Source organism: Jiella flava (assembly GCF_017349315.1).
GTDB lineage: Bacteria > Pseudomonadota > Alphaproteobacteria > Rhizobiales > Rhizobiaceae > Jiella > Jiella flava.
On sequence record NZ_JAFMPP010000004.1, the window covers coordinates 1 to 23000 of the forward strand.

17 protein-coding genes are annotated in these 23000 nt (G+C 63.4%); 7 read left to right on the plus strand and 10 right to left on the minus strand.

From position 1 onward, the window contains the following. Window positions 1–189 precede the first annotated feature (189 nt). Together J1C48_RS06165 and J1C48_RS06170 are read right to left on the minus strand one after the other, a co-directional pair. On the minus strand, window positions 190–1359 hold the full coding sequence (locus tag J1C48_RS06165; protein WP_207256931.1) for a KpsE/RkpR family capsule polysaccharide export protein: 1170 nt from the start codon (window positions 1357–1359) through the stop codon (window positions 190–192). A 415-nt stretch (window positions 1360–1774) separates the two neighbouring features. Further along, window positions 1775–2968 (minus strand): hypothetical protein, encoded by a 1194-nt coding sequence (locus tag J1C48_RS06170; protein WP_207256932.1) that lies wholly within the window; start codon window positions 2966–2968, stop codon window positions 1775–1777. Window positions 2969–3221: 253 nt separating this feature from the next. On the opposite strand from J1C48_RS06170, the gene parC reads away from it, so the two are divergent. Both parC and J1C48_RS06180 read left to right on the plus strand, forming a co-directional pair. Beyond that, the gene (parC, locus tag J1C48_RS06175; protein ID WP_207256933.1) at window positions 3222–5474 is read left to right on the plus strand and encodes a DNA topoisomerase IV subunit A; all 2253 of its coding nucleotides are present in this window, start codon (window positions 3222–3224) and stop codon (window positions 5472–5474) included. A 455-nt stretch (window positions 5475–5929) separates the two neighbouring features. Then, window positions 5930–7756: an ABC transporter ATP-binding protein gene (locus J1C48_RS06180; protein ID WP_207256934.1), complete on the plus strand. Its 1827-nt coding sequence runs from the start codon at window positions 5930–5932 to the stop codon at window positions 7754–7756. A gap of 98 nt (window positions 7757–7854) precedes the next feature. Here the strand turns inward: J1C48_RS06180 and J1C48_RS06185 are convergent, their stop codons facing one another. The 3 genes from J1C48_RS06185 to J1C48_RS06195 form a co-directional block, all read right to left on the minus strand. Further along, window positions 7855–8604 carry an arginyltransferase gene (locus J1C48_RS06185; RefSeq protein ID WP_207256935.1) on the minus strand — a complete coding sequence of 250 codons (750 nt, stop codon included), beginning with the start codon at window positions 8602–8604 and terminating at the stop codon, window positions 7855–7857. 16 nt (window positions 8605–8620) lie between these two features. Next, complete coding sequence (locus tag J1C48_RS06190; RefSeq protein WP_207256936.1) at window positions 8621–10447, minus strand: SLC13 family permease; 1827 nt, start codon at window positions 10445–10447, stop codon at window positions 8621–8623. A gap of 252 nt (window positions 10448–10699) precedes the next feature. After that, window positions 10700–11170 (minus strand): RDD family protein, encoded by a 471-nt coding sequence (locus J1C48_RS06195; RefSeq protein WP_231081647.1) that lies wholly within the window; start codon window positions 11168–11170, stop codon window positions 10700–10702. A gap of 160 nt (window positions 11171–11330) precedes the next feature. On the opposite strand from J1C48_RS06195, the gene J1C48_RS06200 reads away from it, so the two are divergent. Then, window positions 11331–11516: a hypothetical protein gene (locus J1C48_RS06200; protein WP_207256937.1), complete on the plus strand. Its 186-nt coding sequence runs from the start codon at window positions 11331–11333 to the stop codon at window positions 11514–11516. Window positions 11517–11532: 16 nt separating this feature from the next. Here J1C48_RS06200 and J1C48_RS06205 read toward each other — a convergent pair whose 3' ends face one another. Then, window positions 11533–12783 (minus strand): NAD(P)/FAD-dependent oxidoreductase, encoded by a 1251-nt coding sequence (locus J1C48_RS06205; protein WP_207256938.1) that lies wholly within the window; start codon window positions 12781–12783, stop codon window positions 11533–11535. 239 nt (window positions 12784–13022) lie between these two features. Between J1C48_RS06205 and J1C48_RS06210 the strand changes: the two genes are divergently transcribed. Together J1C48_RS06210 and J1C48_RS06215 are read left to right on the plus strand one after the other, a co-directional pair. Beyond that, entirely contained in the window at window positions 13023–13727 is a 705-nt protein-coding gene (locus tag J1C48_RS06210; protein ID WP_207256939.1) for a class I SAM-dependent methyltransferase, read from the plus strand. A 156-nt stretch (window positions 13728–13883) separates the two neighbouring features. Next, on the plus strand, window positions 13884–14315 hold the full coding sequence (locus J1C48_RS06215) for a MarR family winged helix-turn-helix transcriptional regulator (RefSeq protein WP_207256940.1): 432 nt from the start codon (window positions 13884–13886) through the stop codon (window positions 14313–14315). A gap of 92 nt (window positions 14316–14407) precedes the next feature. Here J1C48_RS06215 and J1C48_RS06220 read toward each other — a convergent pair whose 3' ends face one another. Further along, the gene (locus J1C48_RS06220; RefSeq protein WP_207256941.1) at window positions 14408–15724 is read right to left on the minus strand and encodes an NAD(P)H-dependent oxidoreductase; all 1317 of its coding nucleotides are present in this window, start codon (window positions 15722–15724) and stop codon (window positions 14408–14410) included. Window positions 15725–16309: 585 nt separating this feature from the next. Between J1C48_RS06220 and hemA the strand changes: the two genes are divergently transcribed. Together hemA and J1C48_RS06230 are read left to right on the plus strand one after the other, a co-directional pair. Next, the gene (gene hemA, locus J1C48_RS06225; protein WP_207257147.1) at window positions 16310–17587 is read left to right on the plus strand and encodes a 5-aminolevulinate synthase; all 1278 of its coding nucleotides are present in this window, start codon (window positions 16310–16312) and stop codon (window positions 17585–17587) included. Between the two features lie 120 nt (window positions 17588–17707). Then, window positions 17708–18085: a hypothetical protein gene (locus tag J1C48_RS06230; RefSeq protein WP_207256942.1), complete on the plus strand. Its 378-nt coding sequence runs from the start codon at window positions 17708–17710 to the stop codon at window positions 18083–18085. Between the two features lie 35 nt (window positions 18086–18120). On the opposite strand, the gene J1C48_RS06235 is transcribed toward J1C48_RS06230, so the two are convergent. The 3 genes from J1C48_RS06235 to pnp all read right to left on the minus strand — a co-directional run bounded on the left by J1C48_RS06235 (window position 18121) and on the right by pnp (window position 22781). Continuing rightward, window positions 18121–19221 (minus strand): AbrB family transcriptional regulator, encoded by a 1101-nt coding sequence (locus J1C48_RS06235; RefSeq protein ID WP_231081646.1) that lies wholly within the window; start codon window positions 19219–19221, stop codon window positions 18121–18123. Continuing rightward, window positions 19218–20387, minus strand: coding sequence for a pyridoxal phosphate-dependent aminotransferase (locus tag J1C48_RS06240; protein ID WP_207256944.1), 1170 nt, complete (start codon window positions 20385–20387; stop codon window positions 19218–19220). Before J1C48_RS06240 ends, J1C48_RS06235 begins: the two co-directional genes overlap by 4 nt. Window positions 20388–20645: 258 nt before the next feature. Then, entirely contained in the window at window positions 20646–22781 is a 2136-nt protein-coding gene (gene pnp / locus J1C48_RS06245; protein ID WP_207256945.1) for a polyribonucleotide nucleotidyltransferase, read from the minus strand. Window positions 22782–23000 lie beyond the last annotated feature (219 nt).

The window sequence follows — 23000 nt, forward strand, 5'->3', positions numbered from 1 at the left end:
GCCCCGATCCTTCACCAGCCTCACTGTCTCAAGCTTGAACTCGCGGCTGAACTTCCTTCTCTGCATTCCAACTCTCCAGTTCCGTTAAACACCTTATCTCGGTGTCCACGAAACCGGCAGCAGGCCAGTCCATTGTCGAGTGCCGTCGCTTGGGATCGTGCCATGCGGCAGCGCGGTCCGGAGCGCTGTTTATTCCGCATTGTGGTTGAGATGTTCGCGTCCGCCGACCACCACCATCCACACGACGGCAAAGAGCATCAACGAGACCACGATGACCGAGACGATCATTCGAAGGCGTTTCGGCCGGGTCGAGTCGTCGGCGAGGTTGGGCTTGACGATCGTCTCGATATAAATGCGTTGACGCTTTGCATCGAGGCGGGCTTGGTCGATGGCCTTCGATGCGATTTCGAGGGTCTGATCGGCAATCGTCTTTCTCAGCATCAGATCTTCATAGCCGGAAATTTGATTGGACAAGGCATCTTTGCCGCCGGTCAGCTTGCTCTGCTCGATTTTCATCTGATCCTCGAGCACTTTGACTTTGGTCTTGAGCGATTCAATTCTGGGGCCGGACGGGGACAGGCGGGTTTGCTGGTCGATCTCGGCGCGAGTCTTCGCAATTTCGCTTGCCAGAGCCGTCATAACGGTCGCTGCCGGTGTCGCCTGGCCTTTGACGTCGAGAAAATTTTGTTGGTTGCGAAACGCGGTCAAATTCTGGTTGGCTTCAACCACCCGTGCTTCGGCTTGTTGCAGAAAGGCCTTGGCGCTCGCGACGGCGTCGTTTTCGGCCCGCTTGTTCATTCTGTTGGCCAATTGTTCGCCAAGTTCCAAAAGACGATCGGCCACCAATTTCGAGTCTTCGGGACGATAAAGCTGAACCGCGAGAACGCTGATGCCGGTTGTTTCTTCCCGCGTTGCGTCGACCCGATCAAGATAGCACTGGTACAGTGTCTCAAAGTCATGGCTTGACCATGGCTTGTAGCATGTTGAAATCGGATCGACGCCCTCGCGATTGAGAAAGGTTTCCATCGGTAATGTTTTCATCAAATCATGGAGTGCATCACGGGAAAGAATATAGCTTTGCACTGCATAGCTGTCGTCGCTGGCGTTGCTGATGCCAAACGTCTGCAGAATTGACGAGAGACCGCTGACGTTCTGCGTTTTGGCGCTGCGAACGAGAAAACGACTTTCCGACAAATAGCGGTTTGAGGCGATCAGGCCATAATACAAAATTGACCAGGTGATGGGGATGACGGCGATGACCAGGAAAATCATCTGCCCGATCGTCACTCTCCGTCGCGTTTTTGTCCGATGGGCGGGCGTCTGGTGGCGCGTGTCTTGGAATGTCGTCAGTGAAGACACGTTCAATCCTCATCATTTACGCATCAAATCGCAGAGGCCGGTCTGACCGGTGAAAAACGCGACGCCATCGATGCCGCAGCCATGCGAAATGCCTTGGGGGTGCGACCTCCCAAGCGGCTGCCAGAAGCCCTTAGAGCGCCCTGCGTCTTGTAGGACGCAGAAAGGTTGCTCTAACCCTTTGAATCGACGCATCGTGCTTTCCGAAAATCGATTCCGATTTTCGGAAAGCACGATGCTGTAGTGATACAAAACGGCGAATTGATGCCTACAGCATCGGCCCGAAAATCGGAATCGATTTTCTGGCCGATGCTGGAACCGCCGGCCGAGCCTCGACAGACGCGGCTGGCCGGTGTTTCGGAGGACGGCGACGGGACCGGCCCGTGTCATCCGGTGCCCGTGTTACCCGGTGCCCGTGTTATTCGTTGGTCGAGTCGTTCGCCGTCACGTCGAGCGAGAGCACCTGCGGCAGGGTCTGGGGCGCGCCCATCGCCGCGCCGACGATCTGCATGGCCGGCACTGGCGTCTTCGGGTCGACCGAGACCGACAGCGACTGCGGCTGCTTCAGATAGGTCGAGACGGCATCGGCGACCTTCTTCTGAAAGTCCGGATTTTGCAGCTGGGCGAGGGCGGCCGGCACCGTCATCTCGATCTGCGAGATCAGCTGCTCGCGGGTCTTGTTCTGCTTCTTGGCGAAATAGTCGAGCAGCTTGTCGGTCAGGGAATCGTCGGTGAAGGTGATGTCGGCCGAGCCGAGCGAGAGCTGCGACATCAGCCCCATCATCGCCATGCCGGCGTTCTGCTTGCCCTCCGGGTGCTCCCGCATCTGCTTGGAGATCTGCTGCATCGACTGAATGAAGGCCGGCGTGTAGCCGGTCATTTCATAGGTGAAGGAGAGGTTGCCGGCATTCTTGACATTGATGTCGAACGGATCGAGCGTCATCGTGCCGGACTTCGGATCCCAACTGGCGCTGCCTTCGATCGAGCCGGACATCTGAGTGTAGCCGAGGTCGTTCATCGCCGTGATGGTCTTCGGATCGGCCTTGGAGAAGTCGGCGTTGAAGGTGCCGAGATTGAAATCGGACGAAACGGTCTGGTCGTCGTTGAGGGTGTTCTCGATCGAAACGCCCGAGAGATCAAAGACCTGATCGCCCTGCTTCTCGATTTTCAGATGATCAAGGCTGGCTTTCTGGAAGTAGAACTTCGACAGCTGCTTGACCGGCGACAGCTTGCTGGCGTCGTCGGGCAGAAGTTCGAACCCCTCGATCGACATGCCGGAGGCGACGGTGTGGTTCTCACCCTCGGTGACGTCGACGTCGGCGATCGGGATCTTCTCGACCATCCAGCCATCGGCGGTCGAGCCGGTGACGCCCTGGAAGGTGATGTCGCCGACCTTGGACGGCTTTTCGCCTTTTGGCGCAATCGTCAAGCCGGCGAGGACGACGTCGTCGCCCGTCGCGGCGGCGCTGTCATAGGTGAGCGTCATGTTCTGCTCGGCGGCAACGGCCTTGAGGCGCTCGCCAAAGGCGTTCGCGTCGGCGGCGAAGGCCGCGGTCGAGCACAAAAGCACGACGACGGTCGTGGTCAAAGACACGGAAGTCTTGGCGAACATCAAAGAACCTTTTGTCAGCGTGGGGCCCGACACTGTCCATAAACGTGCGGGCCATAAACGTGCGAATGAACTTCAGGCCAGAGTTAGGGCGACGAAGGACGGCAATCTACGGCCAAATCGGGCGTTAAGAAGATAAAACCGCCGATCGGCATCACGCCGCCGCGGAAAGACGGGCGCCCGCCGCTCGACAAAAAGCTGAGGATCACAGCGTTCCGGTCTTGTTCCACCCCTTGACCTTCGCTACACACGCGCCATGGGCAAGGCAGCGGAACCGCCTTCAGGCGGCGGCGATATCGAACCGATCGATTTGAAGACGGCGCTCGAGGAGCGCTATCTCGCCTATGCGTTGTCGACCATCATGGGCCGCGCCCTGCCGGATGTGCGTGACGGGCTGAAGCCGGTCCACCGGCGCATCGTCCACGCTATGCGCATCCTCAAGCTTGATCCGGGCGACGCCTACAAGAAATGCGCCCGCATCGTCGGCGATGTGATGGGTAAGTTTCATCCCCATGGCGATGCCGCGATCTATGACGCGCTGGTCCGTCTCGCCCAGGATTTTTCGGTCCGCTATCCGTTGATCGACGGCCAGGGCAATTTCGGCAATGTCGACGGCGATAGCGCTGCGGCCATGCGCTATACCGAAGCGCGGATGACCGACGTCGCGACCCTGCTTCTGCGCGGCATCGACGAGGATGCGGTCGACTTTCGCCCGACCTATAACGAGGAAGACAAGGAACCGGTCGTTCTGCCGGGCGCCTTCCCGAACCTCCTCGCCAATGGATCATCCGGCATCGCCGTCGGCATGGCGACTTCGATTCCGCCGCACAACGCCGCCGAGCTTTGCGATGCGGCGCTGAAGCTGATCGAGGATCCCGGCGCCTCCACCGATGCGCTGTTGCGCTTCGTCCAGGGGCCGGACTTTCCGACCGGCGGCGTCGTTGTCGACAATCAGGCGCAGATCCGCGAAGCCTACGAGACCGGGCGGGGCGGTTTCCGGGTGCGGGCGCGCTGGGAGCGCGAGGATGTCGGGCGCGGCAATTACGTCGTCGTCGTCACCGAGATCCCCTACCAGGTGCAAAAGTCCCGGCTGATCGAAAAAATCGCCGAGCTGCTGCAGGCCCGCAAGCTGCCGCTGCTTGCCGATATTCGCGATGAATCGGCCGAGGACGTTCGGATCGTGCTCGAACCGAAGAGCCGGACGGTCGATCCCGAGCTGTTGATGGAGTCGCTGTTCCGGCTGACGGATTTCGAAAGCCGCATTTCGCTCAACATGAATGTCCTGTCCGGCGGCAAGGTGCCGAAGGTGCTGTCGCTGAAGGAGGCGTTGTCGGAATGGCTCGCCCATCAGCGCGAGGTTCTGCAGCGGCAGACGCAGTATCGACTGGGTCAGATCGAGCGGCGGCTGGAAATCGTCTCCGGCTATCTCGTCGTCTTCCTCAATATCGACGAGGTGATCCGGATCATCCGCGAAGAGGACGAGCCGAAGAAGGAGCTGATGCGCACCTTCGAGCTGACCGACAATCAGGCCGAAGCGATCCTCAACATGCGGCTGCGCTCCCTGCGCAAGCTCGAGGAGTTCGAGCTGAAGCGCGAGTTCGACGCGTTGACCCTCGAAAAGGCCGAGAAGGAAGCGCTGCTTGGCTCGGACGAGAGACAGTGGGCGGCGATTGCCGACGAGGTTCGCGACGTGCGCGAGACCTTTTCGAAGAAGACCAAGCTCGGTCGCCGTCGCACGCGCTTTGCCGACGCGCCGAGCCACAATCTCGACGACATCACCGTCGCGCTGATCGAGAAGGAGCCGGTGACGGTTGTCCTGTCGCAGAAAGGATTTTTGCGCGGGATGAAGGGCCATCTTGCCGATGCGGGGGTGCTCAGCTTCCGCGAGGGCGACGGTCTGAAATTCGCCTTCCATGCGATGACGACCGACAAGCTGATCTTCCTGTCCACCGGCGGGCGCGCCTTCACTCTGTCGGCCGACAAGCTGCCCGGCGGACGCGGCCAGGGCGAGCCGATCCGCCTGGCGGTAGAGATGGACGACGACCAGGATATCGCCATCGCCTTCGTCGCTGATCCCGAGAGCCAGCGGCTGCTGGTGTCGAGCGACGGCACCGGCTTTGTCGCCGGCGAGGCCGACATGCTGTCCTCGACCCGCAAGGGCAAGCAGCTCGTCAATGTCTCGGCCAAGGCGAGGCTCGGCTTCGCTGTGCCGATCGCTGGCGGCGACACGGTCGCAATCGTCGGCCAGAATAGAAAACTTCTCGTTTTCCCGCTGTCCCAGGTGCCGCAGATGGCCCGCGGCAAGGGCGTGCGGCTGCAGCGCTACAAGGATGGCAGCGTCTCCGATGTGAAGGTGTTCAAGCTGGCCGAGGGCCTGTCCTGGTCTGATTCTGCCAAGCGTGCCTTCCTGCGCCAGGAGAGCGATCTGCTCGAATGGCGCGGCGACCGCGCCCAGGCCGGTCGGCTGGTGCCAAAGGGCTTTCCCAAGAACAACACGTTCGCCGGCTGAGGCCCGCTCAAGATCGCTCAGGCGATGTGCGGCGCCAGGACTCTCCGGTGAACCGTCGATGACATGGTGCCGGTAGACGTTGAGCGCGGTCGTGTAAAATCAATCGCTTGCCGCGCTCTCGGCGTGTGCAACGATCACACTGCTGCGTCAGCGCAAATCATCGGCTTGGCAAACGAATCAAGCTGGGCTATGAGACGGCATTCCTGACAGACGCCAACCGCACGAAGGAGGGCCATATGAACGCTTCTGGTTTCTACACCCTTCCGCGGTCATCCCGTGCCGGGATGATCCTCGCCTGAGGCGAATGCGTCATTGATCGGGCTCGGCGACAGCCGGCCTTTTTCCATCATCACTCTTGCAGCCAGTTGGCCTGAACGTGCGAACCGATGGGCGTTCGCGGACCGCCGGTGCAAGGGCTTTGTCAGGGGACCGGTCTGCGGGCTGGTCGACATCTCATGTCGCTGTGGTTTTCCAATTTCCGCCAATCGGCCTTTGCTGCCGTTTTGGTCTTCACCGGGCGCTACTGGTCGCGTCAGCCGGCCAAGATGATCGCGATCTCGGCGATCATCACGCTCGGCACACTCGCCGATGTCCTTACGCCACTCTTTGCCGGACGGTTGGTCGATGCCGTCACGGGAACGGTTAATGCCGTCGGCGCCTTCGATGCGGCGATTGCGGCGCTGTTGTCGCTCGCCGTTTTGGCCGTCATCAGCGTTCTCGCCCGCTTCATCAGCTTCTCGCTGATCGTCGACTTTACGATCGTCATACTGCGCGAGGTGATGGCCGAGGCCTTTGCCCTGGTCCAACGTCTGTCGACCGACTGGCATGCCAACAGCTTCGCCGGCTCGACGGTGCGCAAGATCACCCGCGGCATGTGGGCGCTCGACCTTCTGAACGACACGGTGCTGCTCTCGCTCCTGCCGTCCCTGGTCATGTTGGCCGGAACGACCGCCTTGCTCGGCTGGCACTGGCCGGTGATGGGCCTGGTGATCGGTCTTGGCGCGCTCGTCTATCTGACGATCACCGTCGCGATTTCGCTCGGCTTCGTCGCTCCGGCAGCGCGGCTGGCCAATGGCTGGGACACCAAGCTCGGTGGCGCGCTCGCCGACGCGATCTCCTGCAATGCTGTCGTCAAAGGTTTTGGCGGTGAGCTGCGGGAAGAAGCGATCCTCGCCCAGGTGGCGGAGAAATGGCAGCGGCGCGCGCGGCGGTCCTGGAAGCGAGGGGTGATCAACAGCACGGTGCAAAACACCATGCTCTTCGTCCTGCGGGTCGGGGTGATCGGTCTTGCGATCTGGCTCTGGATGCATGGAAACGCGGGGCCGGGCGATCTGGCCTATGTGCTGACCGCCTTCTTCGTGCTGCAGGGCTATCTGCGCGAGGTCGGCATGCATATCCGCAATCTCCAGCGGTCGGTGAACGACATGGAGGAACTGGTCACGCTGTCGGACATTCCGCTCGGGGTCGTCGATCGGCCGAATGCCAAGGCGATCGCGATCCAGAAGGGCGAGATCGTCTTCGACCGTGTGTCGTTCCATTACGGCTCGCATCTGACGCCGCTCTATCAGGATCTGTCGCTCACCATCAGGGCGGGCGAGCGTGTGGGGCTGGTCGGGCATTCGGGCTCCGGCAAGTCGACGCTCGTCAAGCTGATCCAGCGGCTTTATGACGTCACCGACGGGGCAATCTTGATCGACGGGCAGGACATCGCCGCGGTTCGCCAAGCCGATCTGCGGGCGAAGATCGCCATCGTGCAGCAGGAGCCGATTTTGTTTCACCGCTCGCTGGCCGAGAACGTTGCCTATGGCCGGCCGGGCGCCTCGATGGCGGCGATCGTTGAGGCGGCGCGTCTGGCCGGGGCCGCCGAATTCATCGCGCGGCTGCCGAAAGGCTATCAGACGCTGGTCGGCGAGCGCGGGGTAAAACTCTCCGGTGGCGAGCGCCAGCGAGTGGCGATTGCCCGGGCGTTTCTCGCCGATGCGCCGATCCTGATCCTCGACGAGGCGACCGCCAGCCTCGACTCCGAATCGGAGATCGTCATCCAGCAGGCGATGGAGCGGCTGATGGCCGGGCGCACGACGCTGGTCGTCGCCCACCGGCTGTCGACGGTCAAAGCGCTCGATCGACTGCTGGTCTTCGATCGTGGCCGGATCGTCGAAGAAGGCGACCACGCGGCGCTGATCGCCCGCCCGAACGGCATCTACCGCCGTCTGTTCGAGCGACAGGCGCTGGAACTCGTGCGCGGGCTGCCGCTGGAGAGCACCGCGCTCACATTCGCCTGACGGCGAAAAACAGGCGGCGGCGTTTTTATCGAGACGCCGCCGCCGATCGCTTGTGCGGCCGACCGGGCCGGTTGATCCGCAAGCCGGCGAGACGCGTGTCAGCCGTCGTAGCGTTCCCAGCCTCGCGGCGTCAAATGCTCCTGGGGCTTGAAGCGGATCTTGTATTGCATCTTTTTCGATCCCTCGACCCAATAGCCGAGATAAAGATAGGAGAGGCCGAGTTTGCGGGTGCGCTCGATATGATCGAGAATCATATGGGTGCCGAGGCTGCGCTGGTCCTGCTCGGGATCGAAAAACGAATAGACCATCGACATCCCGTCGGCCATGACGTCGGAGAGGGCGACCGCGACGAGATCACCGTCCGACTGAGCGGTGAAAGCGGAATCGGGGCCCTTTCGGCGATATTCGATCACCCGCGTGTCGACCTGACTGTCCTCGACCATCATCGCATAGTCGAGCACGCTCATCTCGGCCATGCCGCCAAAGGCATGGCGATGGTCGATATAGCGGCGAAACAGCGAATATTGCTCGCTGGTGGGGCTCGGCGTCGCCATGCGGCCGACAAGATCCCGATTGCGTGCGAGAATCCGCCGCGTGGATTTGCCAGGGACGAATTCGTCGACCAGGATCCGCACCGAGATGCAGGCCCGGCAGCGCTCGCAGGCCGGGCGGTAGGCGATGTTCTGGCTGCGCCGAAAGCCGCCTTGGCTGAGCAGATCGAGCAGGGCCGGCGCGCGCTCGCCGACCAAATGGGTGAAAACTTTTCGTTCGGCCTGTCCCGGCAGATAGGGGCAGGGCGACGGCGAGGTCAGAAAGAATTGAGGCGTCTGCGGATGGTGAACCGTCACGTGCCGTCTCGAGAAATCAAAGCCCGTAATACCACGGTGCAACAAGGCTAAATGTTAACCACACGACGAGGACAAGGGGAACACCGGCTTTGACGAAGTCGACGAACCGATAGCGCCCTGGTCCCATCACCAGGAGATTGGTCTGATAACCAATCGGCGTTGCGAAGGATGCATTGGCGCCAAAAATGACGCAGGCGAGCCATGGTTCCGGTGATACGCCGAGCCGTCGCGCCATGTCGATGGCAATCGGCGTGAACAGCACGGCCGTCGCGTTATTGGATAAGAAATTGGTAAAGATCGCGATGACAAGGAACAGCCCGGAGAGGATCATCGCGGGGGAGGCGCCGGCCAACAGGTCGAGCGCGCGCTCGGCGATCAGATGGGCACCGCCGGTGCGCTCCAGTGCCGTCGCCGCGGCGATCGAGGCGCCGACCAGAAGATAGATCGAGCGGTCAAAGGAGCGTGCTGCCTCGACGATCGTCAGACAGCCGGTCGCCACCATCGCGACCGCGCCGCAGACCGACAACACCTCGATCGGCAAGATGCCGGCGGCGGACAAGCTGACGATGCAGACGAAGATCGCCGTGGCCAGCAGCGCCTTGGCCGATTGCGGGATCGGCTGGGCGGAATATTCGAGCAGCAGAAGGTCGTGATTGCCGCGCAGCGCCGAGATGTTGGCCTCGCGGCCGCATAAGAGCAAGGTATCGCCCGGCTCCAGCCGGATCTCGGACAGGGCCGCGCGCGCCATGCGGCTCTTACGCTGCAGGCCGAACAGGGTGATCCCGAACTGGGTTCTGAGACCGGAGAACTGCATGGTTCGGCCGGCATAGCGCGAGCCGGGCGCGACCACCGCCTCGGCCATCATCATATCGGGCCCGATCCTGTTGCCCCGTTTGCCGCTCTCGTCGCCGGAGGGATCCAGCGTCTTGACCTTCAGATTGCCGCGCGCGAGCGCCCGCGAAAAGGCGCGGCGGGTGGCGGTGACGATCAGCCGGTCGCCAACGCTGAGCGCGATGTCGTCGAACGGCGGCAGGATCGTGGCGTCGTCACGGATGATCATCCGCGGTGTCAGCTCACCGAGGCCGGGAAACAGGCCGGCGCGGGCGGTCAGGCCGAGAAAGGCATGGCCCGCGGTAATGTCGATCTCGCCGAGAAATTGCTTGCCGCCGGGATCGACGAGGCGTTGCCCGGATCCCTGTCGCGGACTGAGAATGCTTGGCATGATCCGGATGACATAGAAGGCGCCGACGACGGCGATGGCGATGCCCGGCGCGGTGATGTCAAAAAAGCCCATGGAAACGCCCGAGCGAGCGGCAACGCCGGCGACGAGCAGGTTCGTCGATGAGCCGATCAGCGTCGTCATGCCGCCGAGAATCGACAGAAAGGACAGCGGCATGAAGACGTGGTTGGGCGAGATTCCCCGCTGGGTGGCGAGCATCGTCAGGATCGGGATGAAGATCACCACCACGGGGGTGTTGTTGAGGAAGGCCGACAGCGTCGCCGCACTGACGAGGACGATGGCGACGGCGCCCGCCCCCACCGAACCGCCAAGCTTGCTCAGCCATGCGGCGGGCCGCGCCATCGCATCGGTCGCGAACAGGCCCTGACCGACGATCAACAGCGCCATCACCGTGATCAGCGCCGGATTGGCGAAGCCGGCGAGGAGATCCGTCGTGGTGACGGTGTGGTGATTGGCGTCGCTATAGGGAAGCGCGGTAAAGAGCAGGAGAAAGGCGCTGAGCGAGGCAGCCGCGACCGCCTCGATGGGCCATCGCTCCAAGGCGTAGCCCACGATGCTCACCAGGATCAGGGCGTAGGTGAGCCAGATGTGCAAGGAGTCCATGAAGCGCCGCGAGCTGTTCGTCTCGCAACGTTATCTCCGGCGGAACGCCGGCTGACAACCCGGTGCGGGAAAGATCGCTGATCATGTCGTGCTCTTGGCCGGCACGCCAGCATCGGCCGGACGATCGGAATCAATTTCGGCAAAGCCCGAGGCGTCGCGTCAATCAGAGCGCACGTCCGTTGTGCGTCCTGTGTCCTGTCGGACGCACGGCGTGCTCGACAGGCCGCGCGTGGTTTCGCGGCAAAAGGCGCGTCAAAATTCTCGGTCGCGGACGATGACCGTCCCCAGAAGCAGATCGTGCAGTAGCTGCTTGCGCGGGGTGAACAGGCCGACGAGCAGCACGAAAGGGGTCAAGACGGCGTTGGCCGCCCAGAATAAAACACCGTGGAGAACGGCGAGCGGCGGATCGACCCGGCCGCCATCGAGCCGTGCGACGCGCACGCCCGCGAGCCGCATGCCGGGGGTCGCCTGGTTCGATCCGCCCATGGTGAAGGCGAGATAGAGCACCGCGATGACGGGCAATAAGATTGCGTAAAGGCCCCAGGCGAGGCCGAAGGACAACATGCCGAGCAGGAAGACGACGATCGCCGCCGGCACCGACAAAAGCAATACGATCGTGTAGTCGACGACGAACGAGAACATGCGCCGCGTGCGCACGCCGCGATAGGCGCGCCAGGTGTCCAGGTCATCGATCGGCCGGTCCCGCAGGATGCTCTCGGTCACGGTTTTTCGTCCTCGCAAAAGCCAAAGTGTGGGCGTCAGCTCGATATGTTGCTTCGACCACCAGATGGGGACTTTCTCCTGTCGCTGCAATGGAGCGGGCAGAAACGCTTCGGATCGGCGGTGCGGTGAACGCGTGGCAGGTCGTGGATGGATGGAAGGAATGGACATGCTCTTGAAGGCTGCAAAGCGAACCGGCAGCGACAAGCCTGCCGAACCCTATGACGATCCGGAGGTCGAGGAGATCGACGCCTTCGTCGATCTCGAAAAAAAGCGCAATGCCGAGCGCGAGCATCGCGGTGATGTGCCCGATAAGCCGGCAAAAAATCGCGGCAGCGCGCGCCGATAGCCACTTCCACCGGCGGTCAGCCTCGGCTTTTCAAGGCGTTGAAGTGAGTCTTGAGGTCGAAGTCATGACGCGCGACCGCGTCGCGGGCGACGAGCAAGCCGTCTGCCAGGATGCGCCGGCCGAGCATGTGCTCACCCGGCCGGTTCACCGTTTCGATGCCGAGCAGCCGTTCGCCGGCAAAGCAATAGGCCACGAGTTTGCCGGCCTCGTCGAGCTTCGCCATCTCGACATGATCGGCGCCTGCCGTCAGGCCGACGATCTGAAGCTTGAACGGGCCTTGATCGCTCCAGAACCAAGGCACGGCTCGATAAGGCTCGAGCGTCGCGGCGTCGTCATCTTGGGCCAAAATGCGGGCGGCGACCAATTTGGCCTGGTCGACAGCGTTTTGCACCGATTCCAGCCGCACGGCGGTGCCGGTGTGGACGGAGGGAAAGACGGCGCAATCGCCGATTGCAAAGATCGCCCGGTCGTCTGTGCGCATGTGTTGGTCGACGACGACGCCTCGGTCGGTGCGCAGCCCCGCCGCTTCGGCGAGCTGGTCGTTGGGCGTCACCCCGGCGGCGATCAGCACGAGGTCGGCATCGATATCGCGCCCGTCTGAAAGCCGCACGCCGCGGGTGCGCTGATCGCCCAGGACACTATCGATCGCCGTACCGAGCAGGATCGTCGTGCCCATGCGGCGATGCTCGTCGAGAAAGAAGGCCGAGACCGGCCTCGACACCGTGCGGCCCATCAGCCGGTCGGCGGCCTCGATCACCGTGACGCGCTTCTCCAGCGCCTGGAGCGCGGCGGCGACTTCGAGGCCGATGAACCCGCCGCCGACGATGGCGACGGTCGATGCGGCGGCGAGCTCGGCACGCAGCCGTTCCGCGTCCTCGGCCGTGCGCAACTGGTGCACACCTCGACGATCATGGCCGCGGACCGGCACAACCCGATTGGCGGCGCCGGTTGCGAGAACAAGGTGGTCGAAGGTAAGAGCGCTGCCGTCCGCCAGCGTGACGCTGCGGGCGGCGCGGTCGATCGCGGCGACGCTTTCGCCGAGCCGCAGCGCGATCGCGTGTTTTTCGAAAAAGCTTTCCGGCTTCAAAAGCAGGCTGTCGAAAGCGGCATCGGTCTTGATGTAGGTCTTCGACAGGGGCGGACGCTGATAGGGCAGGCGCGGCTCGTCACCGACCAGCGTCACAGCTCCCGCAAAGCCGCCTTGGCGAAGGCTCGCCGCGACCTGGAACCCGGCCTGGCCGGCCCCGACGATGACGACACCGCTCATGACGGCCTCCTGCGGTATCGGGGCGCGGCTAAACGGGTGGCCCGGCGCGCGGGGCGCGATCCGGTCGAAGCGGCAGGGCTGATCATGCGGTCGATTCGCTTGAGTCTCATTCCGAAGTTTTGACAGCTTGCCCTCGACGGGTGAAGTCTTCGGGCCGGAGGATCGCGAGCCGCGATCGATGTTTTGCCGGCAGCGCGCCATCGCCGACGCGCCGCCGGCGCTTTGCGGAGTGATTTGTCATGCCGACGCCCGAAGCTCTCAATGCCGCCTTCGTTTCGGGGGATCCGCATCGCGTGATCGTCGAGAGCCTGCGCTTTGCGGGCGCGGGATCTGTTCTCGATATCGGTTGCGGAACGGGCGGTCTCGTCGCTTCGCTGACCGCGGCCGGGTTTCAGGCGGTTGGCGTCGATCCCCATGCGCGTGCCCTCGGCGAGGCGCAACGATCGTCGCCTGAAGGTCGCTTCGCGGTCGGGCGGGCCGAAGCTTTGGCTTTTGACGATCAAAGTTTCGATGCGGTCGTCTTCCTCAATTCGCTGCATCACGTGCCGGTCGATGCGATGGCGACGGCCCTGTCGGAAGCCCGGCGGGTGAAGCGGCCGGAAGGGGCATTGCTGATCATCGAGCCGCTTGCCGAAGGGAGCGTTTTCGAGGTGATGCGCCCGGTGGAGGACGAGACGGCGATTCGGCACGCGGCGGGTGCGGCGATTGCCGATGCCGTGCGGACCGGTCAGTTGCGCCTGCGCGGCAATGTCGTGTTCGACGAGGCCCGACGGTATCAATCCGTGGATGCTTTCGCCGATCGACTGATCGCCGTCGATCCAACGCGCGCTGCAACCTTAGAGCGCGTTTTTGAGCGGCTTGAGCACTTGTTTCGTCTGCATGGCCGACCGGATGGCGATGGATGTCGTCTGGTTCAGCCGTTGCGGGCTTACTGGCTGAACTGACGCGCATATGTCATCAAGAATTTAAAACCTTTGTACAATTTCAGTCATACATACATTTTGCAATCCTGCCGTGGTCGCAGTGGAGAACTTCCCGCTCTATAGTGCCTGCGACTGCTACACGTAGTCGCAGGTGTGAACGGGATGACTTGACACGACATGACGGAGACTGATTCGACTGAAACGCTGACCGGCCTCTTTGAACAGGTCGCGCGCAGGCTTCACTCCAGTGGCTTTGCGGCGCAGCTCTTTCCTGCCCAATGGTCGGCGTTGCGATATATTCATCAGGCTGCGGTCGAGCGCCGAACCTCGATCGATCTCGCCCGCTTTCAAGGCCTGGCTTCGGGCGCCGTGGCGCGCACCGTGCGCACCTTGATCGAGAAGGGGCTGGTCGAGAAGAAGGGCACGATCGGGCGCGGCCGCGCCGAGCAGCTGCAATTGACGGAAAAGGGCCAGCAAATGCTCAAACGCGATCCGTTGCGCAGCCTGCGCCGGGCGATGGAAGATCTGTCGCTGCATGAGCGGGCGGTTCTCGCCAAGGGGCTGGAGACCGCCATCGACGCGACCCGGCCGCAGCGCGACCGGCTTTGAAACGGCGGGGCGCGCGTCGTCCCGGCAGTCGAACTCGGCAAGCATTTTGAACACCCCGACGCATCTGCGCCGGGGTGTTTTTATGTGTTGCGTCAGTCGATAAAGACGCGATCGGCGGCGTCGAGCTCGGCCCGCAGCCGGGTGACGATGAGCGTCTCGTTTGGCGCGGCGTTGTCGTAGGTGATGAGATCGCCGAGGGCGACCGGTCGGGTGATTCGCGCGTGTTCGGCCAGGCCGAGCGGCAAAGCGCGCTTTTGGCTCGCATCGCGCCATTCCATGGCAAAGCCGCGATAGTCGGTCGTGCCGATCCGGCCGAGGATTTCGCCGGGCGCGAGCGCGCGCTTGGCAACGGCTCCGCATTCGGCAACCGGGCGGTCGACGGGGACCATGTCCGGCCGGCCGTTCATCACCGCGCGGGCCGCCGACAGCGGCGTCTCCAGGCTGGTCAGATGGAAGGGTCGGGTGAGTGCGAAGCAGGGGCCGGAGCCGACCTTGAGATCGGCCATCCGCTCGATCGCCCGTGGATGGCGCGGCTTGACGATACAGAAAACCCCGGGCGCCACACCTTTGCCGATCGTGTAGTCGACGCGGCCAGGGCGCGACAGCACGCCGCCATCGGCTTCGGTGCTAAGAATTTGGGCGAGATTGTCGAGCGTTGCCGCCGGGCCGTGCATGCCAGGAATGTCCGGGACAAGGCCGGTCGAATTGGCAATCGCGGTCATTTCGACCATGGTCTTCGAGCCGTCGACGAACTCGACCAACATGCGCGCGTTCATGTTGCGCGCGCTCGCTTCCGCCTCATACTCGGCGGGCACGGCATCATGGCGCAGCGGATTGTTCTTGCCCTTGCCGGCGGCGACGACCTCCATGCCGAGCGCTTGCGCGAAGGCGATCAGCTCCAGCGTCGCGGCCGGCTCGTCGCCGGCTGAGCCGGTATAGACGACGCCGGCCTGCTTGGCGCGCCGGGCGAGAAGCCGGCCGACGGTGATGTCGGCCTCGACATTCAGCATGACGATATGCTTGCCGTTTTCGATCGCCAGCAGCGCCAGGCGCGCGCCGACCTCCGGGCTGCCGGTGGCGTCGACGACGACATCGATCCGTCCGGACCGGCACAGCGCCGCGATGTCGCTGGTGACGGCGATTCGTCCGGCCTCGATTGCGGCATCGATCGCCCATGGCTCTTGCGCTTCGACACCGTGCTCGCGATTGTAGCCCGCCATGGCGATCGCCTCGAACGGGCGTCTCGGGCTGTTGGCTGCGATGGCGCCGACGCGCACGCCGCGCATCAGCGCCGTCTGGACGACGATGTCGGTGCCCATTTGGCCGGCGCCGGCAAGTCCGATGGTCACCGCGCCATGGCGTTCGGTGTATTCGGCGAGTTCGGCGGCAAAGCCGATCCGATCGATCATGTCATGTGTCTCCGGCGCTTGGTTGTTCTGCGTCGCGGATGCGGGCCAGTTCGCGAGACTTTCTGCGGCTGTCGCGCGCCGGTGAACGGAGCGCTCTGGCCAATCCAATTTGGAACCGATACATCCGAGCGATGACGAAATCTGCCCCCGACCATTCAAAATCGGCCCGAGAAGCCCGTTTGCAGAAGGCATTGCGCGCCAATTTGGCGCGTCGCAAGGAGCAGGCGCGGGCTCGTCGCGAGACCTTAGACGGCGAGAGTCCTAACGATGTCGTGATCGCGCGTGGAAAATCCGGCGTTGAAACGCCCGAGCCTCGTGGGGATTGAGCCACTGGACGGGGGATCGCCCGCGCTGCTCCCGCCGCTGATGGCAGATTTGTCATCGCCTCTTCGCTTTGATTTGTTCTAAATCAATGACTCAGGGCTCTGTTCGGGCGATCATAGCGCTGTGTGTCAAATATTCTTGTCAAATCCATCGATATATGTGTCATATTATTTTGACATGTCTCGACCGGGTGGGCGCCCCGAGGCTGTGGACATTGCCAGTCCACGGACTTAGAAACATTCCGATGAGGAGTGCACGATGATTGATTACCAGCGCCATTTCACCTCGGCGATCGAGGCTCTCCACGCTGAGCGCCGCTATCGCGTCTTTGCCGATCTGGAGCGCATCGCGGGGCGATTTCCGAAGGCGATCTGGCGGCACGAGGGCGAAGCGAGAGAAATCACCGTCTGGTGCTCCAACGACTATCTCGGCATGGGCCAGCACGCCTCGGTGATCGCCGCAATGACCGAAACGGCCGGAGCGATGGGGTCGGGCGCCGGCGGCACCCGCAACATCTCCGGCACCAATCATCCACTGGTCGAGCTTGAGCTGGAGCTCGCCGATCTGCACGGCAAGGAAGCGGCGCTGGTCTTTACCTCCGGCTTCGTCTCCAACGAGGCGTCGATCTCGACCATCGCCAAGCTCTTGCCGAACTGCCTGATCCTCTCTGACGAGCTCAACCATGCCTCGATGATCGAGGGCGTGCGCAAGTCCGGTGCCAAGAAGCAGGTTTTCCGCCACAACGACCTGACCCATCTCGAAGAGCTTCTTGCCGCGGCCGAGCCGAATCGGCCGAAGCTGATCGTGTTCGAGAGCGTCTATTCGATGGACGGCGACATCGGGCCGATCAAGGCGATCTGCGACCTTGCCGACAAATACAACGCCATGACCTATATCGATGAGGTCCATGCCGTCGGCATGTACGGTCCGCGCGGCGGTGGTATTTCCGAGCGTGAGGGCGTCGCCCATCGCATCGACGTCATCGAGGGGACGCTCGCCAAGGCGTTCGGCGTTCTCGGCGGCTATATTACCGGCACCAAGGCCCTGATCGACGCGGTCCGTTCCTATGCGCCGGGCTTTATCTTCACCACCGCGCTGCCGCCGGCTCTCGCCGCTGCCGCGACCGCCTCGATCCGCCACCTGAAGCTCTCGCAGGCCGAGCGTGACGCTCAGCAGCGTCAGGCGGCAAAGGCCAAGGCGGTGTTTGCCGAGGCGGGTCTGCCGGTGATGCCCTCCGACACCCATATCGTGCCATTGCTCGTCGGTGAGCCCGATCTCTGCAAGAAGGCTTCGGATCATCTCTTGGAGCGTCACGGCATCTATATCCAGCCGATCAACTATCCGACGGTGCCACGCGGCACCGAGCGGCTGCGCATCACCCCGACGCCGCTGCATGATGACGTGCTGATCGCCACGCTGACCGGGGCGCTGGTCGAAACGTGGCATGCGATCGGCATTCCGTTCGCGGCGGAACGGCCGACGAGCCTAGAGCGTTCGGATAAGGTCACGCCGCTGGTCGTTTCCCAGGCCGGCGGCTGAGCCGGCCCCGATCCCCTTTTTTCGGCAAGACGGCATCCGGGTCCGAGCGTCGTCGGTTGAGCATGCTTTCGCGCGTATGGCACGATGTGCGCGCGCGAAGCCGGCTTGAGAGGATCCGTCATGCAGGTGTCGTTGCGCGACGTTCTACAGAAGCTGCCGGGGCCGCAAAGCGCGGCTTGGCCGGAGGGCCGATTTGCGGCGGAGGTTTTGGCCCACGGCACGATGACGCTCGAAGTCTTCGCGCCGCGCGGCCGAAGCGATCAGGCCCCGCGTCCTGAGGACCGGTTGGTCATCATCGCCGCGGGGCAGGCGGCAACGAAGAGCGGCGACGACGCGGGAACGGTTATGGCCGGCGATGCCCTTCTCGTGCCGGCGGGTGACACGTTTCAGATCATCCAGCCGAGCGACGATTTCATCGCCTGGATCGTTGCCTGGGGCCCCGAAGGCGGCGAAGCGGAGGCGCCGAGCCCCTCGGTTTTTGCCGCGATCGATGCCTGAGGGAAATTTCGCGATGCTGTCCCGATGGATCCGGATCAGCCGTCTTGCGGGTTCATGGCCTCTTTGAGCGATGCGGCGCGCGCTTCCTTGAGGGCGATCCGCCTGGCGAGAAACGGCACGAGGGTGGCGATGGCGATGAAGCGGATCACGTGGTGGGCGGCGACATAGGCCGGATCGATCTTGAACTGGAAGGCGAGGACGGTCAGCGCTTCAAGCGCGCCCGGCGCGTAGGCGAGCGCGACGTTCGGCGCTGGCAGCCCGGCCAGTTTTACCGCGGCAAGGCCGGCCAGCCCCATGCCGACGAGGCTGAGGGCGAAGCAGCTGAGGGCCGGCAAAAGCAGCCGCAAGAACGCCTTGCCGTCGATGCCGTTCAGCCGCGAGCCGACGAGGATGCCGAGAAGGATCAGGCTCGGGATCGCCAGTTCGGCCGGCAGCGACACGATGGCGATATTGGTGCCGTGGACAATGGCGCTGCCGATCAGGGCGCCGAGCATCATCCCGCCGGGCAGCTTCAGCTTCGAGGCGAGCATCGCCGGCACGGCGCACAGCGCGAAAAGCGATAGAAAATCGAACAGACTGCCGTCTGGACTGGCGCGGACCGCCGCGCCCATCGGCCCGGTTCCCTCAAGGGCCGCCAGCAGCGGCACCAGCGCGCCGATCAGCATCAACAGGCGGATGCTCTGGATGACGATGATCTGTCCGAGATCGCCCTTGGTTTCCGAGGCCGCCGCGACAACGAAGGAGAGCGCGCCCGGCAAGGAGGCAAACAGCGCGCTCGGATGATCGAAGTTCAGGATCCGCCGCAAAAAGCCGTAGCACAGGATGATCGTCAGACCGACGCCGCTGAGCTGGATGGCAAAGGACAGTGGCCAGAGGGCGATTTGCTGGGCGATGGCGGGCGAGACGCCTGATCCAGCCTGGATGCCGAGTACGAAGAAGACGGCGGTCTGCACCGGCGTCGGCAGTCGGGTGTCGATCCCGGCAAAGCTTGCGATGCTGACGGTGATCACGGGGCCGATCAGCCAGGCAACCGGCAGTGCGAGAGCGTTGGCGAGAACCCCGCCGAGGCTGGCGAGGACGATGGTGACCGTCAGATCCCGCAGCCGCCTGGCCGAAAATCCTGCCGCTGAGCTCACACCTGGAACCCGATCCATTCGGCCAGGCGATGGGCCGCCTGCTCGACCTCGTCCAGCCGGCGATGGAAGCAGGCGCGAAAGAACGGCGCGCCCTGCGGCCCAAAGGCGGTGCCCGGTGCGATCGCGACCTTCGCCTCGTCGACGATCCGAAAGGCGGCGGTTCGCGTGTCGCTGATCCCGTCGACCTTGAAGAAGGCATAGAAGGCGCCGTCCGGCGGCGTCAGCTCGACCCGATTGGTCGCCGTCAGGATGTCGCAGAAGATGTCACGGGCCGTCTCGGCCCGGGCGATCTGGTTTTCGACGAACTCCTCGCCGCGCACCAGCGCGGCGATCGCGCCCCGTTGCATGAACGGGGCGACGCCGGAATTCGAATATTGGATCAGGTTTTCGATCATCTGGCCGAGCGCCGGGCTGGTCTCGATCCAGCCGACGCGCCAGCCGGTCATGGCCCAGTTCTTGGAAAAGGAATTGACGAAGATGATGGCGTCGTGGGAGGCTATAACGTCGTGGAAGGACGGCGCGCGCTCGCCTTCATAATAGAAGCGATTGTAGATCTCGTCGGCAATGATCACCACGCCGGCCTCACGGGCGATCGCAAGGATCGCAGCCAGCGTTGCTTTGCTGGCTGTCCAGCCGGTGGGGTTCGACGGCGTGTTGACGAAAAGGACGCGGGTCTTCGGGGTGATCGCGGCCTTCAGCTTGTCGAGATCGAGCTGCCAGCGGCCGGCTTCGAAATCGAGGGTCACCTCACGCCGCTTCGCGCCCATCAGGCCGGCGGCGGCCTCAAAATTCGGCCAGACCGGGCCGACATAGACCACCTCGTCGCCGGCGCCGGCGAGCGCCATCAGGCAGAGCTGGATCGCATGCATGCCGGATCCGGTGACGAAGAAGCGCGCCGGCTCGAGATTCTGGTCGTAGAGCCGGCTGGTATAGGCCGACAGCGCCTCGCGCAGCTCCGGCAGGCCGCGCTGCCAGGTGTAGAAGGTCTCGCCCGCCTTGAGGCTCTCTGCCGCCGCATTGGCGATGAATTGCGGCGTCGGCAGGTCACCCTCGCCGGCCCAGAGCGGGATGATCCCATCCTTGCCCCGGGCGTGATTGACGACGGCGACAATGCCGCTCTCGGGCGCCTCGACAGCTTCGCGGCGCAGGCGTGACAGATCGACCATGGAACTCAGAAAGCCTTTGAAAATATGCGTAAAAGCATAGCGTGTCGCGGGAATGCGACCCTGCATGTAGCAGTTGCTGCCCTGCAGCGAAAGCGGGCGCGCAAGGCAGAAATGGGGGGTGTGATTGCCCGCTCGGCGGCTTTCATGCCGCGGCGAACGACAGGAGGATTTGCAGCCCAGAGATCACAAAGGGCCCGGAGCGTTGCCGCCCCAGGCCCAGAGTTCGTCGGTCGAGGATGAACCGCTAGAGAGCAGGTCTTACGCCGTCTCTTCCGTGTCTTCCTTCTTGACCTCTTCGCCGGTGGTCTGGTCGACCACCTTCATCGACAGGCGAACCTTGCCGCGCTCGTCGAAGCCCATCAGCTTGACGAAGACCTTATCGCCTTCCTTGACGACGTCGGTCGTCTTGGCGACGCGGCCGGCGCCCAGCTGCGAGATGTGGACGAGGCCGTCCCGCGAGCCGAAGAAGTTCACGAAAGCGCCGAATTCGACGGTCTTGACCACCGTGCCTTCGTAGATCTCGCCGACTTCCGGCTCGGCGACGATGGAGTGGATCCACTTCTTGGCCGCTTCGATCTCCTTGCCGGAGGCCGAGGCGATCTTGACCGTGCCGTCGTCTTCGATGTTGATCTTGGCGCCGGTCTTCTCGACGATCTCGCGGATCACCTTGCCGCCGGAGCCGATGACGTCGCGGATCTTGTCGGTCGGGATGTGCATGACCTCGATGCGCGGCGCGAACTCGCCGAGTTCGGCGCGGCTCTCGGACAGGGCCTTGGCCATCTCACCCAGAATGTGGGTGCGACCGCCCTTGGCCTGCTCGAGGGCGATCTTCATGATCTCCTCGGTGATGCCGTCGATCTTGATGTCCATCTGCAGCGAGGTGATGCCGTTGGCCGTACCCGCCACCTTGAAGTCCATGTCGCCGAGGTGATCCTCGTCGCCGAGAATGTCGGACAGAACAGCGAAACGCTCGCCTTCCTTGATCAGACCCATGGCGATGCCGGCCACCGGGGCCTTCAGCGGCACGCCGGCATCCATCAGCGCCAGCGAGGTGCCACAGACGGTCGCCATCGAGGACGAGCCGTTCGACTCGGTGATCTCGGAGACGACGCGCAGCGTATAGGGGAACTGCTCCGAACCCGGCAGCATCGGGTGGATCGCCCGCCAGGCGAGCTTGCCATGGCCGATTTCGCGGCGGCCGGGCGAGCCCATGCGGCCGGTCTCGCCGACGCTGTAGGGCGGGAAGTTATAGTGGAGAAGGAAGTTCTCCTTGTAGGTCCCAGTCAGGGCGTCGATGAACTGCTCGTCCTCGCCGGTGCCGAGGGTGGCAACCACCAGCGCCTGGGTCTCGCCGCGGGTGAACAGCGCCGAACCGTGGGTGCGCGGCAAAACGCCGACTTCCGAAACGATCGGGCGGACCGTCGACAGGTCACGGCCGTCGATGCGCGAGGAGGTGTCGAGAATGTTCCAGCGAACGATTTTGGCCTGCAGCGACTTGAAAACCGTGCCGACCTCTTCCTTGGAGAATTTGGTCTCTTCGGCATCTGCCGGCAGGAAGTGAGCGACGACCTTGGCCTTGACCGCGTCGACGGCGGCATAGCGCTGCTGCTTGTCGGTCAGCTTGTAGGCGTCCCGCAGCTCGCTCTCGGCGAGCTTCAGCATTTCGCCTTCGAGCTCGGAGTGATCCGGCGTGACATGCTCACGCGGCTCTTTCGCGGCAACTTCGGCGAGCTTGATGATCGCGTCGATCACCGGCTGGAAGCCCTTGTGGCCGGCCATGACCGCACCGAGCATGATGTCTTCGGACAGCTCGGAGGCTTCCGACTCGACCATCAGCACGGCGGCGTCGGTGCCGGCAACCACCAGGTCGAGAGCGGATTCGGCCATCTCGTCGACATGCGGGTTCAGCTTGTAGGCGCCGCCGATATAGCCGACGCGCGCCGCGCCGATCGGGCCCATGAAGGGCACGCCCGACAGGGTCAGCGCCGCCGAGGCGGCGACCATCGCGACGATGTCCGGATCGTTTTCGAGATCATGCTGGAGAACGGTGATGACGACCTGGGTGTCGTTCTTGTAGCCGTCGGCGAAGAGCGGACGGATCGGACGGTCGATCAGACGGGAGACCAGGGTCTCCTTCTCGCTCGGCCGGCCCTCGCGCTTGAAGAAGCCGCCGGGGATCTTGCCGGCCGCGAAGGTCTTTTCCTGATAATTGACCGTCAGCGGGAAGAAGTCGAAGCCGGCCTTGGGCTGCTTCTCCGAAACGACGGTGGCGAGCACCGTGGTCTCGCCGTAGCTGGCGAGAACGGCGCCATCGGCCTGACGGGCGATCTTGCCGGTTTCAAGGGTGAGCGGACGGCCCGCCCAATCGATTTCCACCTTATGGGTGCTGAACATGCGTTGCTTGCCTTTCTCGCTCCGCTTCCTCGCCTTCAAGGCGGTCCACACGGAACAACAGGTGTCGTTTTTAAAAACGCGCCATGGGCAAGACGGCGAGAGGCTTCGGGCGGCACCGCACACGAGCGGGCGTCGGGCGTATCAGGCCCCATCGAGCCCTCGCGAAGCATCCGGCAATCCTGCCCCATGACCGTTTGCGGGTCCAAAGCCGCACGCGCT

Bases quoted from the DNA above. Each gene is read 5' to 3' on its own strand.
- J1C48_RS06200 (WP_207256937.1), top strand. From the start codon at position 11,331: ATGGACATGCTCTTGAAGGCTGCAAAGCGAACCGGCAGCGACAAGCCT.
- J1C48_RS06220 (WP_207256941.1), bottom strand. From the start codon at position 15,724: ATGATCGATCGGATCGGCTTTGCCGCCGAACTCGCCGAATACACCGAA.
- J1C48_RS06180 (WP_207256934.1), top strand. From the start codon at position 5,930: ATGTCGCTGTGGTTTTCCAATTTCCGCCAATCGGCCTTTGCTGCCGTT.
- J1C48_RS06210 (WP_207256939.1), top strand. From the start codon at position 13,023: ATGCCGACGCCCGAAGCTCTCAATGCCGCCTTCGTTTCGGGGGATCCG.
- J1C48_RS06230 (WP_207256942.1), top strand. From the start codon at position 17,708: ATGCAGGTGTCGTTGCGCGACGTTCTACAGAAGCTGCCGGGGCCGCAA.
- pnp (WP_207256945.1), bottom strand. From the start codon at position 22,781: ATGTTCAGCACCCATAAGGTGGAAATCGATTGGGCGGGCCGTCCGCTC.
- J1C48_RS06190 (WP_207256936.1), bottom strand. From the start codon at position 10,447: ATGGACTCCTTGCACATCTGGCTCACCTACGCCCTGATCCTGGTGAGC.
- J1C48_RS06170 (WP_207256932.1), bottom strand. From the start codon at position 2,968: ATGTTCGCCAAGACTTCCGTGTCTTTGACCACGACCGTCGTCGTGCTT.
- J1C48_RS06215 (WP_207256940.1), top strand. From the start codon at position 13,884: ATGACGGAGACTGATTCGACTGAAACGCTGACCGGCCTCTTTGAACAG.
- J1C48_RS06240 (WP_207256944.1), bottom strand. From the start codon at position 20,387: ATGGTCGATCTGTCACGCCTGCGCCGCGAAGCTGTCGAGGCGCCCGAG.
- J1C48_RS06205 (WP_207256938.1), bottom strand. From the start codon at position 12,783: ATGAGCGGTGTCGTCATCGTCGGGGCCGGCCAGGCCGGGTTCCAGGTC.
- parC (WP_207256933.1), top strand. From the start codon at position 3,222: ATGGGCAAGGCAGCGGAACCGCCTTCAGGCGGCGGCGATATCGAACCG.